This window comes from Carnobacterium sp. (assembly GCF_040274945.1).
Classification (GTDB): Bacteria; Bacillota; Bacilli; order Lactobacillales; family Carnobacteriaceae; genus Carnobacterium_B.
The window spans coordinates 19,968-36,239 of the sequence record NZ_JBEMAR010000007.1; the positions used below are offsets into that span (position 1 = coordinate 19,968).

General features: G+C 35.0%; 14 protein-coding genes. 5 read left to right on the forward strand and 9 right to left on the reverse strand.

The window, feature by feature from the left end; translation table 11 throughout:
- Positions 1–45: 45 nt before the first annotated feature.
- Positions 46–1,482 carry an MDR family MFS transporter gene (locus tag ABS916_RS08435; RefSeq protein ID WP_350451466.1) on the reverse strand — a complete coding sequence of 479 codons (1,437 nt, stop codon included), beginning with the start codon at positions 1,480–1,482 and terminating at the stop codon, positions 46–48.
- A gap of 203 nt (positions 1,483–1,685) precedes the next feature.
- Here ABS916_RS08435 and ABS916_RS08440 point away from each other — a divergent pair, with 203 nt between their 5' ends.
- A complete protein-coding gene (locus tag ABS916_RS08440) occupies positions 1,686–2,573 on the forward strand; it encodes a fructose bisphosphate aldolase (protein ID WP_350451467.1) in 888 nt (295 codons plus the stop codon).
- Between the two features lie 306 nt (positions 2,574–2,879).
- On the opposite strand, the gene ABS916_RS08445 is transcribed toward ABS916_RS08440, so the two are convergent.
- The 6 genes from ABS916_RS08445 to gnd form a co-directional block, all read right to left on the reverse strand.
- Positions 2,880–3,815 (reverse strand): metallophosphoesterase, encoded by a 936-nt coding sequence (locus tag ABS916_RS08445; protein ID WP_350451468.1) that lies wholly within the window; start codon positions 3,813–3,815, stop codon positions 2,880–2,882.
- 294 nt (positions 3,816–4,109) lie between these two features.
- Positions 4,110–5,171: an SDR family oxidoreductase gene (locus ABS916_RS08450; RefSeq protein ID WP_350451469.1), complete on the reverse strand. Its 1,062-nt coding sequence runs from the start codon at positions 5,169–5,171 to the stop codon at positions 4,110–4,112.
- Between the two features lie 420 nt (positions 5,172–5,591).
- Positions 5,592–6,035 carry a PTS mannitol transporter subunit IIA gene (locus ABS916_RS08455; protein WP_350451470.1) on the reverse strand — a complete coding sequence of 148 codons (444 nt, stop codon included), beginning with the start codon at positions 6,033–6,035 and terminating at the stop codon, positions 5,592–5,594.
- Positions 6,036–6,055: 20 nt separating this feature from the next.
- Positions 6,056–8,161, reverse strand: coding sequence for a BglG family transcription antiterminator (locus ABS916_RS08460; RefSeq protein ID WP_350451471.1), 2,106 nt, complete (start codon positions 8,159–8,161; stop codon positions 6,056–6,058).
- A gap of 49 nt (positions 8,162–8,210) precedes the next feature.
- A complete protein-coding gene (locus tag ABS916_RS08465) occupies positions 8,211–9,677 on the reverse strand; it encodes a PTS mannitol transporter subunit IIBC (RefSeq protein ID WP_350451472.1) in 1,467 nt (488 codons plus the stop codon).
- Between the two features lie 193 nt (positions 9,678–9,870).
- Entirely contained in the window at positions 9,871–10,767 is an 897-nt protein-coding gene (gnd, locus tag ABS916_RS08470; protein ID WP_350451473.1) for a phosphogluconate dehydrogenase (NAD(+)-dependent, decarboxylating), read from the reverse strand.
- 131 nt (positions 10,768–10,898) lie between these two features.
- Here gnd and ABS916_RS08475 point away from each other — a divergent pair, with 131 nt between their 5' ends.
- From ABS916_RS08475 to ABS916_RS08490, 4 genes are all read left to right on the forward strand, one after another.
- Positions 10,899–11,747: a MurR/RpiR family transcriptional regulator gene (locus ABS916_RS08475; protein ID WP_350451474.1), complete on the forward strand. Its 849-nt coding sequence runs from the start codon at positions 10,899–10,901 to the stop codon at positions 11,745–11,747.
- 215 nt (positions 11,748–11,962) lie between these two features.
- Positions 11,963–12,913, forward strand: coding sequence for a YsnF/AvaK domain-containing protein (locus ABS916_RS08480; RefSeq protein ID WP_350451475.1), 951 nt, complete (start codon positions 11,963–11,965; stop codon positions 12,911–12,913).
- Between the two features lie 204 nt (positions 12,914–13,117).
- Complete coding sequence (locus tag ABS916_RS08485) at positions 13,118–13,915, forward strand: SDR family NAD(P)-dependent oxidoreductase (RefSeq protein WP_350451476.1); 798 nt, start codon at positions 13,118–13,120, stop codon at positions 13,913–13,915.
- A 23-nt stretch (positions 13,916–13,938) separates the two neighbouring features.
- Positions 13,939–15,168: an NAD(P)/FAD-dependent oxidoreductase gene (locus ABS916_RS08490; protein ID WP_350451477.1), complete on the forward strand. Its 1,230-nt coding sequence runs from the start codon at positions 13,939–13,941 to the stop codon at positions 15,166–15,168.
- A gap of 63 nt (positions 15,169–15,231) precedes the next feature.
- On the opposite strand, the gene ABS916_RS08495 is transcribed toward ABS916_RS08490, so the two are convergent.
- Both ABS916_RS08495 and ABS916_RS08500 read right to left on the reverse strand, forming a co-directional pair.
- Entirely contained in the window at positions 15,232–15,570 is a 339-nt protein-coding gene (locus ABS916_RS08495; RefSeq protein WP_350451478.1) for a thioredoxin family protein, read from the reverse strand.
- An 89-nt stretch (positions 15,571–15,659) separates the two neighbouring features.
- Positions 15,660–16,211: a GNAT family N-acetyltransferase gene (locus ABS916_RS08500; RefSeq protein ID WP_350451479.1), complete on the reverse strand. Its 552-nt coding sequence runs from the start codon at positions 16,209–16,211 to the stop codon at positions 15,660–15,662.
- Between the last annotated feature and the right edge of the window lie 61 nt (positions 16,212–16,272).

Here is a 16,272-nt window from a genome sequence, read left to right on the forward strand (position 1 = left end):
GAAATCATCAATTGATGATGATTTCTAGAACCTTTTTAGTAGGATTTAATTATTTTCGACTAGTTCTCTTTTAGGTAAATACGGTTTTTCCTTGATGAACAACGTCATAATGAAAGCTACTAATGATAATAGCCCAACTAATTTAAAGACCATTTGAAAACCTGCTAAATCAGCTATTTGTCCTGTAACATGTTCTGCTAGTTTATTTTGAGAAACAAGCATCATCACAACCACAAACAAAGCTGTTCCCATTGATCCAGCTAATTGGCGTTGAGTATTAAACATTGCTGCAGCATGTGAAGCTAATTCTAGAGGGACAGCATTGAAAGCTGCTGTTTGAATAGGCATCAACGTTAACGCAAAACCTAACGTACGAACCATTTGCAGTATTACAATAATATAGATAGGTGTATTAATATTTATTAAACCAATAACAAAAGTTCCAACTGTTACCAACATTAATCCACTCATAGCTAATTTTTTAGAACCATATTTATCAAACATTCTACCAGTGATGGGACTCATAACAGCCATAACGAGTGAACCTGGCAAAAGAATCATTCCTGATTCCATCGGTGTCATTCCGCGTATCGTTTGAAAGTAAATTGGCAATAAGATTATAGCTCCGTACATTCCAGCAGTCAATACGAATGAAATAATAATATTCAAGCGGTACCCTCCATATTTAAAAATACTAAAGTTTAATAAAGGTTCTTCTGAATGATTACAGCGGTTAACCAGTAGAATTAAAGCAATAATTCCAACAATTAAAGGCAAAGCTACATTAATACTCATGAAATCATGTGAAGAGGCATTACTAAGACCAAATAATAATCCGCCAAAACCTAATGTTGAATAGATGACACTGATCAAATCTAATTTAGGGCGACCTACTTCACCAACATTTTTCAAAACAAAGAATGCAACAATAACATCTATAATAGCAAATGGTAAAATAAAGTAGAACAACATGTTCCAGTGGTAATTTTGCACTACCCAACCTGAGAATGTTGGCCCAATTGCTGGAGCGAAGTTCATTGCTAAACCAATCAAACCCATTGCTGAACCCCTTTTTTCAATTGGAAAAAGATACAACACGACAATCATTTGTAATGGTAAAATAATTCCTGCTCCTATTGCCTGAATCATGCGTCCAGTAATCAATACTCCATAAACGCTGGAAGTAGCAGCAACCAATGTACCAATTGAAAACACGATCATTGAAAAAAGATACAACTGCCGTGTTGTAAATCGGTTTACAAGGTACGCCGTAATAGGTACCATGATTCCGTTAATCAACATGTAGGCTGTTGTTAACCATTGACCTTGAGTAGTTGTAATCGAAAATTCTTTCATAATACTGGGTAAAGCCGTACTCATAAGCGTTTGATTTAATATGGTCACGAATGACCCCATCAAAATAACACCTAAAATAGATATAATCTGTGTAAATGACATATTTTTATTTTCTTCTTGAATCATTTAATTCTCTCCTTTATTTATCTTTATAACCTATTGCTTTTCCTTTCTTAACCAATCATTCGAAGGAAAAGTGCCCTATAATAGCTTATTTTTTCAATTTAAAACATTGAGTGCTATACTAATTAATGAAAGGTTCATTGCCCATTCAATGGGTTGAGCTTTCCTATTTATTGTTCTAAAAAATAATCTAAGGAGCTGAAATTATGCAAAAAGAACAATTCGAACGTATGAAAAACGGACAAGGTTTTATTGCAGCACTGGACCAAAGCGGTGGAAGTACACCAAATGCTCTAGAACTATACGGCATTGCACCTAGCGCCTATTCAGGTGAAGATGAAATGTTTGATTTAGTTCACGAAATGCGAACTCGTCTTATGACTTCTCCTGCTTTTAATTCTGATTCAATCTTAGGGGCTATTTTATTTGAACAAACAATGGATCGCAAAGTCGAAGACCTTTATACAGCCGATTATTTATGGGAAAAGAAAGGCGTTGTCCCTTTCTTAAAAGTCGATAAAGGATTAGCAGAAGAAACTGACGGTGTTCAGTTAATGAAACCTAACCCTGACTTAGATGAATTGTTAAAAAGAGCAAATGAACGCCATATTTTTGGAACAAAAATGCGCTCATTAATTAAAGAAGCCAATCCTGAAGCTATTAAAAAAGTTGTTGACCAACAATTCGAAGTCGGCAAACAAATTATCTCAGCAGGACTTGTGCCAATTATTGAACCAGAAGTGGATATTAACAGTAAAGATAAGGAGAAGTCTGAAGCTCTTTTAAAAGATGAAATCCTGTCTCAACTAGATAACTTAAGCGAATCAGATAATGTTATGCTAAAACTCTCTATCCCGACAATTGATAATTTCTATAAAGAATTGATCGATCATCCTAGAGTGATAAGAGTAGTGGCCCTTTCTGGTGGTTATACACGTGAAAAAGCTAATGAAGCTTTAACTCATAATCAGGGACTAATTGCTAGTTTTTCAAGAGCTTTATCTGAAGGATTAAGTGCCAGTCAATCAGATGATGAATACAACGACTTACTAAAAGAATCCATCAAACAAATTTACGATGCCTCAATCGCTTAGTATTAAGTGGTATGAGATGAGACAATATAATAAACACAACGTATAATAAGGAGAAGCTCTCCCTCTTATACGTTGTGTTTTCACTTATAGCAGTATACTCTTGTTTACATAAAAAATCAAAAAAAGTTCTTTCACTACTGGTTGTTTACTTTAAAATCAAAACCTTTTAGCATCTCTGGAGCAGCTTCTACATTTTAGATGGTTTGTTATTCCAATTTTAAAAACTTATTGAATTTATTCCCTCATACTCTGTAAACATTGAAATAAAAAGATTAACTTTTTACTATAGCTTTAATTATCTTAAATTTAATCCACTCTTTCTGTGATATTGTTTCTATTCCATCCTTCTAACCGCATGTCAAATTCTTCAATTGGCTCTGGCCCTCGCATGGTATCTTTTTCAATAGTTAAGACACCTTTTTTACTTACTTTAGTTTCCCAACGTACTAATCGAACTTGCCCTTCAGTTATTTCAATTCCGGTAATAATCGTTGGATAAACGCAACAACCAGTATTGAAATAGGGAAGATCTTTATCTTTAGGGTACTTAAATCGATGTGTATGACCGCAAATGAGCATTATTTTATTCTTTCTTATCCATTTCCCAAAATTTTTCTCGATTTTATGTCTTTTAGTTACATTTTTTACTGGACTCGAAGGATTTCTAATGCCAAATCCATGAAGAAAACGCCAAAAAAACTTTAAAGATAACATAGTAAAAAAAGCAAATTGATCATTAGGCGCATCACCCTGGTGACCGTGTACAGTCAAAATTTCTTGTCCCGTTTTTTTGTACCTTAATACAAGCGCCTCAATAGGCTTAAGTCCTTTTAAGAAATCAAAAAATTCCTCTGTGTATTCATCATAATTTGTATAGTAATTCTTTTCAACAAACTTTGGATTTTTTAAAGCAATATCATGATTGCCATACAATTTAATTAATCTATCATCATCAAAAAACTTTTTGATAATGTCGTACACTTCACTATGTGCATTTTTTGTATAAATAAAGTCAGAGTATTCTAACAGTTCATCTCCATCTCCTGCTTCAACATAAGTATATCCATGTTTATAATAATACTTTAAAGCATGAAGAAAGATATTTCGATTTCGTGTGAACTCATCTGCTATATTCCCATTACCTCGATGGACATCACTAAAGAAAATATATTTTGAATCCTCATCAAATTCTTCTACTTTAGCATTTTTGTAAGCTTCTGTTAACCTTTTATCTGTGAACATCTTTTTCACCCCATAAACAGTTGATATTCTTATATAAGCAACTGAATTAGTCTTCTTGCTAACAGTATACCTTTTATCTGATCAAGTTAAAAAAATAATTACTTCCGCGTTTCTAAAATCAGCTAACAATATAACAAAGTTTAAAGAAGCTTTCACCAACTTTAACACTTTAATTTTCCACAGAGCCTTTCAAGTATTGTTTTACTTTTCTTACTATTAAGACACTCAAATATGCACAAAAAGACGGTGATACAAGTCTATTATGAGACTTGTATTACCGCCTTTTATTTATATTTATATTTTCTTTTTAGCAGCCATTAAAAGCAATGCTCCTACTCCAGTAATCGCAGCTGTTGTAATGATCGGATGTTTAGCTGCTTTTACATAATAACTGTTTGAGCGAACCCAGCCTTCTTTAGTTCCTCTCTCATGTAAACCATATCCCGCATGGTACAATCCGCTTTCTTCTGGGGGATTAGATGGTCTATCTAGATGTTGAGTAGGGTACATTACTTTTTCTACTAATTTATCTGTGAAACGCGGGAATGCTCGTCCCAACATCATAAAGATCTTGGCTTGAGAACCAACAAATAAATCCCTTTTTGGATTTTCAGCTGCATATAAAATAGCTTCTGCTACGGCTTCAGGCGGATAAATCATTCCTCTATGACCTGGTTGTTTATCCATATAGCTCATAGCGTGCTCATTATAAGGTGTATCAATTCTACCTGGGTGAACCAATGTTACAGAAACAGGCACATGTTCCTTTTCCAATTCCATGCGAATACTTTCAGTCCATCCATGTACAGCAAATTTAGCAGCAGCATAGGTTGATTGAATTGTAGTTCCTCTATCACCAAATAAGGCCCCTACATTAATCAATGCCCCAGGCACTTTACGGTTCTTGTAATGTTCTACAGCTGCCTTGCTGCCGTAAACAACACCCCAAAAATCTGTTTCAAACATACGCCTCATATCTTCTGTGCTTACGTCCATTGAATGGCCGAAAATGGAGATTCCCGCATTATTGACCCATGTATCAAAGCGACCAAATTCTCTTATAGCTGTTTCAGCAATTGCGTTAACATCTTCCTCTTTTCCAACATCTGCTTTAACATAAATAGCTGAATGGCCTTTTCCTTTCAATTCTTCTACTAATTTCTGCAAAGCATCTTCGTTCCTTGCAGCCACAACAACTTTTGCACCTTTCTCCGCAGCCATTCGTGCTGTAACTAAACCAATTCCGCTAGAAGCACCTGTAATGACAACAACTTGGTCTTTCAGCTTCTTTAAATGCAAATCTTTCATACTACTGGCCTTTTTTCGATCTGTTTGATGCATTTTTAATCTTTCCATAGCAATTCCTCCTCGTATAAGTAACTTACCAACTATTGACGAATGACAAAAACGTATGATTCATTCTGTTAGTTTACTGTTAAAAGAATTATCTCCTCAATTTATACTAATTTAATAGCGCTTACTAATTACAGTTTATTCAAAACAAGCGATTAATGCAAAAAAACTATACTTCTATTTATAGGTCTTTATCCTATAGTAGAATTGCTAAAGCTTTTAAGCCAAATTTTCAATTCTCCTTCTAACTAACTTTCTCCTCTTATATCTTATAATATCAAATGAACCCACTCGCTGTATTAAACTTTATTTCTTTTGTAACCATCAAAAAAAGGAGCTACTTTATAGCCAATGACATTGACTTTATAGCATCTCCTTTTTTTTAATTACTAAAATTTATATCTCACTCTTTTTTATTAAGCCTTATTCATTTGCAGTTTTTAATAATTCAATCACTTCTTCTGGTGTATCGGCTTTAATCAACTTTTGTACATTTTCAATTTCTGAACAAAAGATAGCAATAGAAGATAACAAGTCTAAGTGCTCGTCGCCTTTGCCTGCGATTCCAAACAAAACAAAGACTTTGTTTTCATCGCTTGTTTCGCTAAAATCAATTCCATTTGGGAAGGTCGCTACCGAAATAGCTGTTTTGTAGATATCTTTTTTTGAACTATCAGTACCATGAGGAATAGCAATAAAATTTCCCATGTAAGTAGATACAGTCTTTTCTCTCTCCAACATACTTTCAATATAATCCTTATTTACTGCATCGTTTTCAACTAATAAATTACCTACTAAACGAATAGCCTCTTCTTTAGTTTCAGCTGTTGCTCCTAATTCAATCAATTCTTTGGTTAATGTTGCCATATTCATTCACTCCTCTAGTTTTAATGAGTCTTTCTTAACACATAGGTTTTAAATTCCTTTTCAATCTTCTTTCGAATTGCTTCTTCCTCGCCCTTATCAAACAAAGCTGTAGTACTGTCATTTTCGATTAGCATACTACTGACTAAGCCTAATAAATCGCGTTCAACTACATTTAACGGATAAGGTGCGACCATTATCAATACTCTTTTCAATCGCATATCTTTCCTATCGATTCCTACAATTGGGACTTCTTGTTCTAATTCATAAATTCCAAAATAACTAGAAGCAACATGAGCATTTCTCACGTGAAAAAGCCCCATTTGAGTTCTAGGTATGCCTACCGGAGCAACATTCGCTCGTTCGATTAACTTTTGTTGCACATTTTCAGCTTCTGTTAAAACCCCAATATCTTGAAGTTGTCGGCAAATTCCTAACAACGTTTCTTCTAGCGGTTGATTCCCATTAATAGACTCAATGGAGAAATAATTTAAGATACCTAATGCGGTTTTAGTTAAATGATGGATTTCTTTTAACGTTTTTTCTGTAGGTATCTTTTCGCTACTTTGTTTGTTTATTTCTTTTATCGAATCGGTCAATCTGTAATCCTTTTTTTGATCAATGCACTCATCGATTAATCCTTTGATCTTAACTAATTCTTCACTCAAAAGCATGGGCGTGATCAAGTGGTAACGTACCGAAAAATGTGGCAATAAAACTGTTGAAAAGATAAAGTCAAAGTCAGTTAATTTATAGTCATTTACCTCAGAGAGAGAAACCACCGTTATTTCTTTTAACTCAGAAAAATTTTTATTCAATCGATTTTCTAAGATCCTCGAGGTCCCAATTCCGCTAGTACAAATGACCATTGCTTTTAAACCGTATATTTTTTTGTAGTTTTCCCAAGATGAAGCAAAATGAATAACCAAATAAATATAATCATTTTCTGAAAAACGTTTATCTGGATAGACACTTGCTAACCCTATTATTACACCTTTATAAATTTCTGGATACCGTTCACGGATGGTTACGTAAAGACTATCTTCTACTTGAAGAACTGGTGTAAATGTACGATTTAGCAAAGCTTCCATATGTGTCAACAAACCCGAAAACAGCGTATGGTCTTTGCTAAATTCCCAGTGAACTTCTGTTTCAACAAACTGAATAAAATGCTTAACTTGGTAAGTTAATTCCATATTATAGTCTGTTGAAAACAAATCTTGTTTTTGAAAAAAACGCACACCATTTACAGCCTTTTTTAAAAAACTTCGTTCTGATCTTGAAAATTGCAACTCCGTTTCTTGAGAAATATCTTTAATCACATAATCCGTTATGTTATTAGTGAGAATAGAGTTTTCTTTTTCTTCAAAATGAATGTCTTCTAGTTGTTTGTCTTCGGATAAACGCATAATCGTTAAGGTTAAAATAACAATAAATTGCATTAAACCACTATTTGATATATCTTCAAAAAAGTGTTGCTTCATCCGAAAGGTAGCCTGAACGGCTATTTTAAAATAATGGTAAGTTAGGAAAGATAAAAACGGCATTCTCGTTTTCTTTATTTTTTCAAAGTGCTCCTCATCATACTCATTTTGAAAAAGATTAAAAAATTCGTATTCATTCAATTTGCTGGTAATGATCCCACTGACGATCAGTCGCAAAGCTTCTTCATCGCTTTTAATGGAAACAGCTTTACCTTTCCCTCGTTGTAAAGTCATTTGGAATCCTTCAATAATTTCTGCAATTTTGCTTAAATCATTGTTGATTGTTCCCGGACTAACATTAAAGTCTTGTGCTAAACCTATTAATTTGACGTTTTCTTTTGTCAACAGCAACTGACAAATCAAATAACTCTGACGATCTTTTGAATCAAAGATAAGGTCTGTATTTAGTAAATCTTTTTTCAATCGGTTTAACTCTTCTATTTCACCACTTAAATAAAAACCAGTACCTAACTTTTTATTAAGAGCAATCTGATAAAGAGATAGCGTATCTTCAGCTAGAGCAAGTTCACGATAAATTGTTCGACTGCTCACTTCCAGTTCTCTAGCCAAGACCTCTAAAGAAATTCCTGTTTTATTCAGTAAAAGCAATTCCAATAGTTGCTTTTCTTTTATTGAAAAATGCATTTCTTTCCCTCGTTCCTGCTCTCTTTTTTCTTACTCTTTTATTCTATCATCAAGAACGGAGTAAACTTTCGATAACTTGATCGTATTTAGGGCTACTTAAAAAATTATCGACTGTTTCATGCACTCCGCTTGGTGTTTTTTGTTGTGCTCTAGCATTTAATTCAATTTGCGTAATAATTAACGTTCCTTGTTCATCTTCCAAATCACTAATGGCCGAATTCGTAACCGGTATTTCTAGACCGGCTTTTTTTACTTTATTTCTCAAAATGGATGCTCCCATAGCACTGGAACCCATTCCTGCGTCACAAGCAAAAATAATTCGTTTAACATTTGCGGAAGAAATCGGTTGTCCAATACTTTCAGATTCAGTTACGGGGCTATCAGAAACTGTATTTAGAGCTACACCTTTTGACTCAGCTTTCATTCCTTGCATTTTAGTCACATTACTTTCAAAGTCTTCACTTTCAGAACGGTCTGCTTTTAAAATGAGCATTGCAACAACAAAGGACGCAACAATTGATGCTAACACACCAGCTAAGATTTGCAAGTATTCACCTTTAGGCGTCATCGCAATGACTGAAATAATTGAGCCAGGAGACGCAGTAGCTACTAAACCGGTATCAAATAGTGTAAATGTTAACGTTCCCGCAACTCCACCGGCCATGACTGCCAAAATCATTAAAGGCTTCATCAACACATAAGGAAAGTACAGTTCATGTATCCCTCCAATAAATTGGATGATTGCAGCACCTGGTGCAGAAGCTTTAGCTGTTCCTTTACCAAATAACATGTATGCTAATAGAACTCCAAAACCAGGACCAGGATTTCCAGATAAGATAAACAATATTGATTTTCCTGTTTGAGCTGCTTGCTCAACGCCAAGTGGTCCTAAAATTCCATGATTGATTGCATTGTTTAAAAAGATAACTTTACCAGGTTCAGTAAACAGATTAACCAATGGCAATAAGTTTGCATTGATCATGAATTCGATTCCATTTCCTAAAAAAGCCATTATGTTTGAAACGATGGGCCCAATTCCTAAATATCCTATAATGGCTAATATAAAACCAATGATCCCACTAGAAAAGTTATTGACCAGCATTTCAAAACCAGCTCTTATCTTAGATTGAAACATATCGTCAAACTTTTTAATTGCCCAGCCACCGAATGGCCCCATAATCATTGCGCCGATAAACATTGGCACATCCGTTCCAACGATAACACCGATTGATGCTACTGCTCCTACTACACCTCCACGGTGACCCGAAATCATTTTCCCACCAGAATATCCGATCAATAATGGCAGTAAGTAAGTAATCATAGGTGTTACTAATTCAGCAAGTTTCTCATTTGGCAAATACCCATTAGGAATAAATAATGCTGTAACTATTCCCCAAGCTATAAAGGCTCCTATATTTGGGATGACCATATTACTTAAAAAAGTCCCTACTTTTTGTGCTCCAACTTTAATGGTTGTTTTATCTTTTATTCTTTCTTTACTATTTACAGCTTCCATGTTGGTTTCCTCCTTGAATTCCTTTATTTCTTTGATAGGATAATCTTACAAGTGTTTGTTTCCGCTTACAACGAATGATGAATACAAACTTGTCAAAAGGAAATTGACAAGTTTTAAAACAATAGTATGTAATCTGTTAAATAAAAAAGAGTTATTATTTCAAATTATGAAATAACAACTCTTTTTTACTATCTTATTTCTTTGTAACCTCGTGTCCACCAAATTCATTTCTAAGGGCTGCGACTACTTTTCCTGTAAAAGTATCTTCCTCTAAAGAACGGTATCGCATCATTAAAGAGAGTGCTATCACAGGCGTCGGAACTTTTGCATCCAAAGCTGCTTCTACTGTCCATTTCCCTTCACCCGAAGATTGCATAATTCCTTTTATTTCATCAAGGTGAGCGTCTTTTTGAAAGGCACTTTCTGCCAGTTCCATTAACCAACTTCTAATAACTGATCCGTTATTCCAGACTTTTGATACATCAGCTAAATCATATTCGAATTCACTCTTTTCGACAACTTCAAAACCTTCAGCCATCGCTTGCATCATGCCATATTCTATACCGTTGTGAACCATTTTCAAGTAATGTCCACTACCAGATTTTCCAGTATATAGATACCCATCTTTCACACAGATACCTTTTAAAACCGGTTCAATTACTGCAAATGCTTCTGGGTTACCTCCAACCATTAAACACGCACCAGCATTAGCACCGCTCGTACCACCCGATGTTCCCATATCTAAGAAATGGATGCCCTTTGTTGCCGACACATTAGCATGTCGGATAGAATCTTTGTAATGTGAGTTTCCTCCGTCAATGATGATATCATCTGATTCCAACAACTCATTAACTTCACTTAAAACAGTTTCTAATGGTTCTCCTGCTGGAACCATAATCCAAATAATTTTAGTTTGTTTAAGACTAGTAACCAGTTCTTTTAAGTCTTTCGCGGTCTTGATTCCACTTGCATCCGCTTGTTTTCTTGCTGCTTCGAAACTATCGTAACCTATGACATGATGCCCATTTTTTTGTAAGTTTAAGGCTAAATTGTAACCCATTTTTCCTAATCCAACTAATCCAATTTCCAATTTCACCACTCCTTATGTATTTGTGGTTTTAGTATACGGAATATTTTTTCTTTTTTCAACCATTAAAAAAAATATTTTTTCTTTTTAGTTTTATGCTATACTTATTTAAACTATTTTAAGCAGGTGAAAATATGAAAACGCAAGATATTAACTTAAAAATCAAATCGATTTACCGCGATTTAAGCAGCAAAGAAAAAATGATTGCAGATTTCATTCTTCTCCATCCTGAAGAAGTGATGCATGGAACCATCAGCAATATTTCAGATACAATCCAAGTTGCAGATGCTACTTTTTTTCGATTTTGTAAACGCTTAGGTTATAACGGGTTTCAAGATTTCAAAATTGCCTTAGCTTCAGAAAAAGTATCGAGTTCTTTGTCTATCCACGAGAATATTTCTAAAGAAGACAATGAATTACTGATGGCACAAAAAGTTTTCGATTCCAATATCAAATCCTTAATTGACACAAAAAAATTATTAGATGAGCAAGATCTCATTAAAGCTGTCCAGTTTTTAACCGCTGCTAAAACGGTCGGTTTTTTTGGCGTTGGTGGCTCTAGTATTATTGCAATGGACGCTTATCATAAATTTTTGCGTACTCCGCTAAACTCTATGTATACCCAAGATAGTCATATCCAAATGATGCAAGCTTCTCGTTTGACGGAAAATGATTGCGCTATTATCATTTCCCATTCTGGTATCACAAAAGACACGATCCAGTTGGCTGAAATTATTAAAGAAAAAAAAGCCAAAGCGATTATTATTACGAGTTACTCCCTTTCTCCCTTAGCGAAGTTCGCAGATGCTTTGTTGCTATCAACCGCTGAAGAAACGGACTACCGCTCTGAGGCCTTAACTTCTCGTATCACACAACTAAGTTTAATAGATGCTTTATTTGTTAGTGTTATGTTCAAAACAGGCGATTTTGCAACACATTCCTTAGAGGAAGTTCGTAAAGTGATTTCACAAACAAAACTGTGATGATCTTTTTTATTCTTACTTGTTAAGCCTCTCATTCCATTAATCATATTATAGGTATGTTTAAGAATTTAATGCTCTATATCACATTGTTTAAGTAAATGAATCGCTTGCAACCGTTTTTTTATTCTAAGCCCTTTCCTTTGCATTCAGTTCTTTTTATTTTATATAATGATTACGAATCATACAAAATAAATCTTAGGGAGGAATAGAATATTATGAGTAAATTTGTAAAAGGAAGTTACCTCACGTTAGAAGAAGCAAGAATCGCTATTGATGAAGTTGTTACAGAAGGTTACGATAAAAACTTAATTACACTCGTCACAAATAGAGAAACGGCTGATACTTTACCTAATGATTTAGATGTAGGTGTCTCAACTGAGCATGCAGACAAGAATGAAGGAAATGATAAAAGCGATGAATCCTTCATGGACAAAGTAAAAAATGTTTTTACAATGAGCGATGATGAAGCTGAAAATGCAAATGTTGATACCACAGATGAGGGCTACGAAGCAGATGAGACAGTCTTGAGCAGCTATAAGGATGATATCAAAAATGGCTCTATTGTAGTATTGGTAGATGACTTTGCCGAAGAACCTGGAGCTGAAGATTTTGATAACAGCACCCCATTTGGAGCAACAGATGCAACAGATACTCCTACTACTCCTGTTCTTCCTTCAGATTCAATAGATACTGTAGATACCGTTGACACACTAGACACGACTGATTATTCAACGTTGGATACTGAAACAGAAGATACTGCATTAACAAATGAAGAAAGAATTCAACTTAAAGAAGAGCGTTTAGATGTTGGTACGACAGAAGTTCAAACTGGCGAAGTGAACATCAATAAAGTTGTTGATGAAGAAACAAAAACTGTCGATGTGCCTGTTAAACACGAAGAAGTAACCATTGAAAGACATCCCGTAACAGATAGTACTCCTGTTGAGGAATCTCTTGAACTAGATGAAGAAACAATTGTTATACCAGTAACTGAAGAACAAATTGACGTTAACAAACGTTCCGTTGTGACAGATGAAGTGACAGTCAATAAAGAAACAAAAGAAGATGTAAAAGAAGTTACAGATACCGTTCGTAAAGAGAATTTAGATGTACAAACACATGGAGATGTTACTGTTGAAGATGAAGACGACACTACACCTCTATAAATAAAGTGATTTTCTAGATTGAAGAAATGAAAGCATCAATAGAGGGATTTCCTTATTGGTGCTTTTTTATTTTAATGCTTATCTTCATGTATAAAAGCAACTAAATTATAGTTTATTTGTAGAAGAACATTATTTTGATTTCACTCTAAATGATGATGGATACACTTAAACTAATTGAACCATCATATATGAGGAGGAACAATTATGGATCTGGGTATTTCAGGAAAAACCGCATTGATTACCGGAGCTGACTCAGGTATTGGTTGGGAGACCGCACGTGTCCTCTTAGAAGAAGGAGCTACTGTTATTCTTACCGATAAGGAGCCAGATAAATTGACTCAAGCAGTCGAAAAACTAGGACACGTAAAAAATGTTTTCAGTTATCCCGGAGATATTACAAGTATAAAAGACTTAAAAAGAATTCATCAAAAAATTGCTGAAGAAGTTGGAAAAATCGATATATTGGTCCAATCTGCAGGCATCACAGGTGCACAAGGACTTTTTCACGAATTGGATGATGAAGGGTGGACTAATACCATTGAAGTTGACCTGCTTGGCCCTGTCCGTTTAGTAAAAGAATTTTTACCTGATTTAAGAGCTGGCGGTTGGGGAAGACTGGTCTTCGTTGCCTCAGAAGATGCGGTGCAACCTTACGATGATGAAATCCCTTATTGTTGTGCAAAAGCCGGAATCCTAGCATTATCAAAAGGGCTTTCTCGAACATATGCCCGAGAAGGACTATTAGTCAACTCTGTTTCACCTGCTTTTATTGAAACACCCATGACGGATGCCATGATGGAGAAACGATCTGAAGAATTGTCTGTTTCAAAAGATGAAGCTATTCAGTCTTTTCTTGATAAAAAAAGACCATATATGGAGCTCAAACGTCGCGGTCAAACAGAAGAAGTAGCTGCAGTCATTGCATTCCTCTGTTCAGAGAAAGCTTCTTTTGTGAATGGATCAAATTATCGCGTAGACTCTGGTTCTGTGGCAACTATCTAATAACCAAAATGGAGGAATAACTAATGGCAAATTACACGAACGAAAAACTGAATCCTCAAGCTACGGCTAAATACTACGACTATTTAATTATAGGTGGCGGAATGGCAGCAGATACAGCTGCTAGAGGAATTCGTGAACAGGATTCATTTGGCAGTATCGGTATTCTTTCCGCTGATACTGATGAACCCTATACACGTCCAGCTTTAACTAAAAAATTATGGACTGATTCAACCTTTACTGAAGATCAAGTTGCTCTCAATACGACAAAAGAAACAAAAAATACTACACTGAGATTAAATACAACCGTATCCGCTATTGAACGAGACCAACATAGAGTTCAGTTAAAAGACGGAACATCAATTGGTTATAAAAAATTGCTACTCGTTACCGGTGGAGAACCAAAAAAAATTGATGGTCCAGATGATGAGCATGTGATTTTGTTTAGAGAACGGTCAGATTACCGACATTTGCGCGATTTTTCAGGAAATAACCAACATGTTATAATTGTAGGCGGTGGATATATTGGATCAGAGCTAGCCGCTGGATTAGTTCAAAACAATACTAGAGTGACACTTATTTATCCTGATGAAGTGTTAGGAGGAAGTCAGTTTCCGAGTGTACTAGCAAAAGAATATGAAAATTCTTTCCGCGAAGCTGGCGTGAACCTTTTAAATGGCAAACGTGCTGATTCTTATACAAAAGAAAATGGAAAGTTTATTCTCCAACTTAATGATGGGTCTACTGTTGAAGGCGATACGATTGTTATTGGCTTAGGTGTCTCACCTCGTGTTTCACTAGCTGAAAATAGTGGCCTTAAAGTAGAAGATGGTGTGTACGTTGATGAACAATTGCGTACAACTGATCCAAATATTTGGGCTGCTGGTGATATTGCCTATTATCCGGATAAAATTTTGGGCAGAACTCGTATCGAACATGTGGATCATGCCAGAAAATCTGGTAAAGCAGCCGGTAAAGCAATGGCTGGTTCAAATGAGCCTTATGCATATACACCTTACTTCTATTCTGTTGTTTTTTCTATTTCGTGGAAAGCAATCGGTACACTAGACTCTTCCTTAACTACAATAATTGATGAAGTCGGGAATGGTAAAGTAGTTTATTACTTAGAGGATGATCTTCCCGTAGGCATTTTAACTTGGAATGTAGAGCCTGATTTAGATGAAGTGCTTGCAGTCCTAAGCAATCCGCCTATCGATCCACAATCATTAAAAGGATTAATTCAAGATAAACAGTAACTTCTTGATTAAAATAGCCTCACTTTCTAGCTGATTGAATACAGCTTAGAGAGGGAGGCTACTTTATCTATTTGCAAAATTTTCAGTAACTTGTTGAAACTTCTTATGCAATTCATCCATTACAACGAATCGTGCTTCACGGATAACTTCTTTCCTTTCACTAAATAACAATAATGATGGAACAGTAAACACTGTGAATTGGCTAGCCACTTCAGGAATAGTATCTGCATTGACTTGAATTGGTCGAATAGATGGAAATTCTTTTAGCATGCTTTGTACTTGCGGCTGAACAGCATGACAAATTCCACAGTCTTCTCTTGAAATATAAACAAAAGCAAGAGGATTTTCGTTAATAAATTGGATAACTTGATCCATGGATGTTGCCTGAGTAAATGTATTCATTTCTTAACCTTCTTTCTATAAGTTAACCTTCCACTATAAATTTTTTGAAAAGGATTAGTTTCACAGCTCTATACTAGTACGAAAACTAATTAAGATAAATAGTCTTGTTTGAGAACAGAGTAATGAACATCATCTATATATCGATTTTTGTGGATTCTATTTTTCCTTAACGTTCCTTCATAAGTCATACCTAAACGTTTCATCACTTTTCCTGACAATGGATTTTCACTATCATGGTAAGCAAAAATTCGTTCCAGTCCTAATGTTTCGAAACCCAGCTCAAGAATCATTTTTCCTGCTTCTGTAATATATCCATTTCCCCAATAATCTTTATTTAATGTGTATCCAATCTCCGCACTATTCTTTTCTTCCTTCAACCTTATATCAATTGTACCAATCATCTTTTTAGTTTCTTTCAATACAATGGCGTATTTCCCAAGAGGTTCTTTCATAAAATAATTAGCAATATTTTTTCTCGTTTCTTCTACATTCTGATGCTTTTCAAAAACAAAACGAACAGTTTCTTCGTCAGAAGCATATTCATACATATCTTCCGCATCCGACAAAACGATTGGTCGCAACAGGATACGGGTTCCTTCTAAGTGATTGTAACAACTTAGTAAATAAATATATTCTTCCATACACTCCACCCCATTTCTCTTTTAATTTAGCAGGATGGATTCATTCAGTCAACCCTCATGG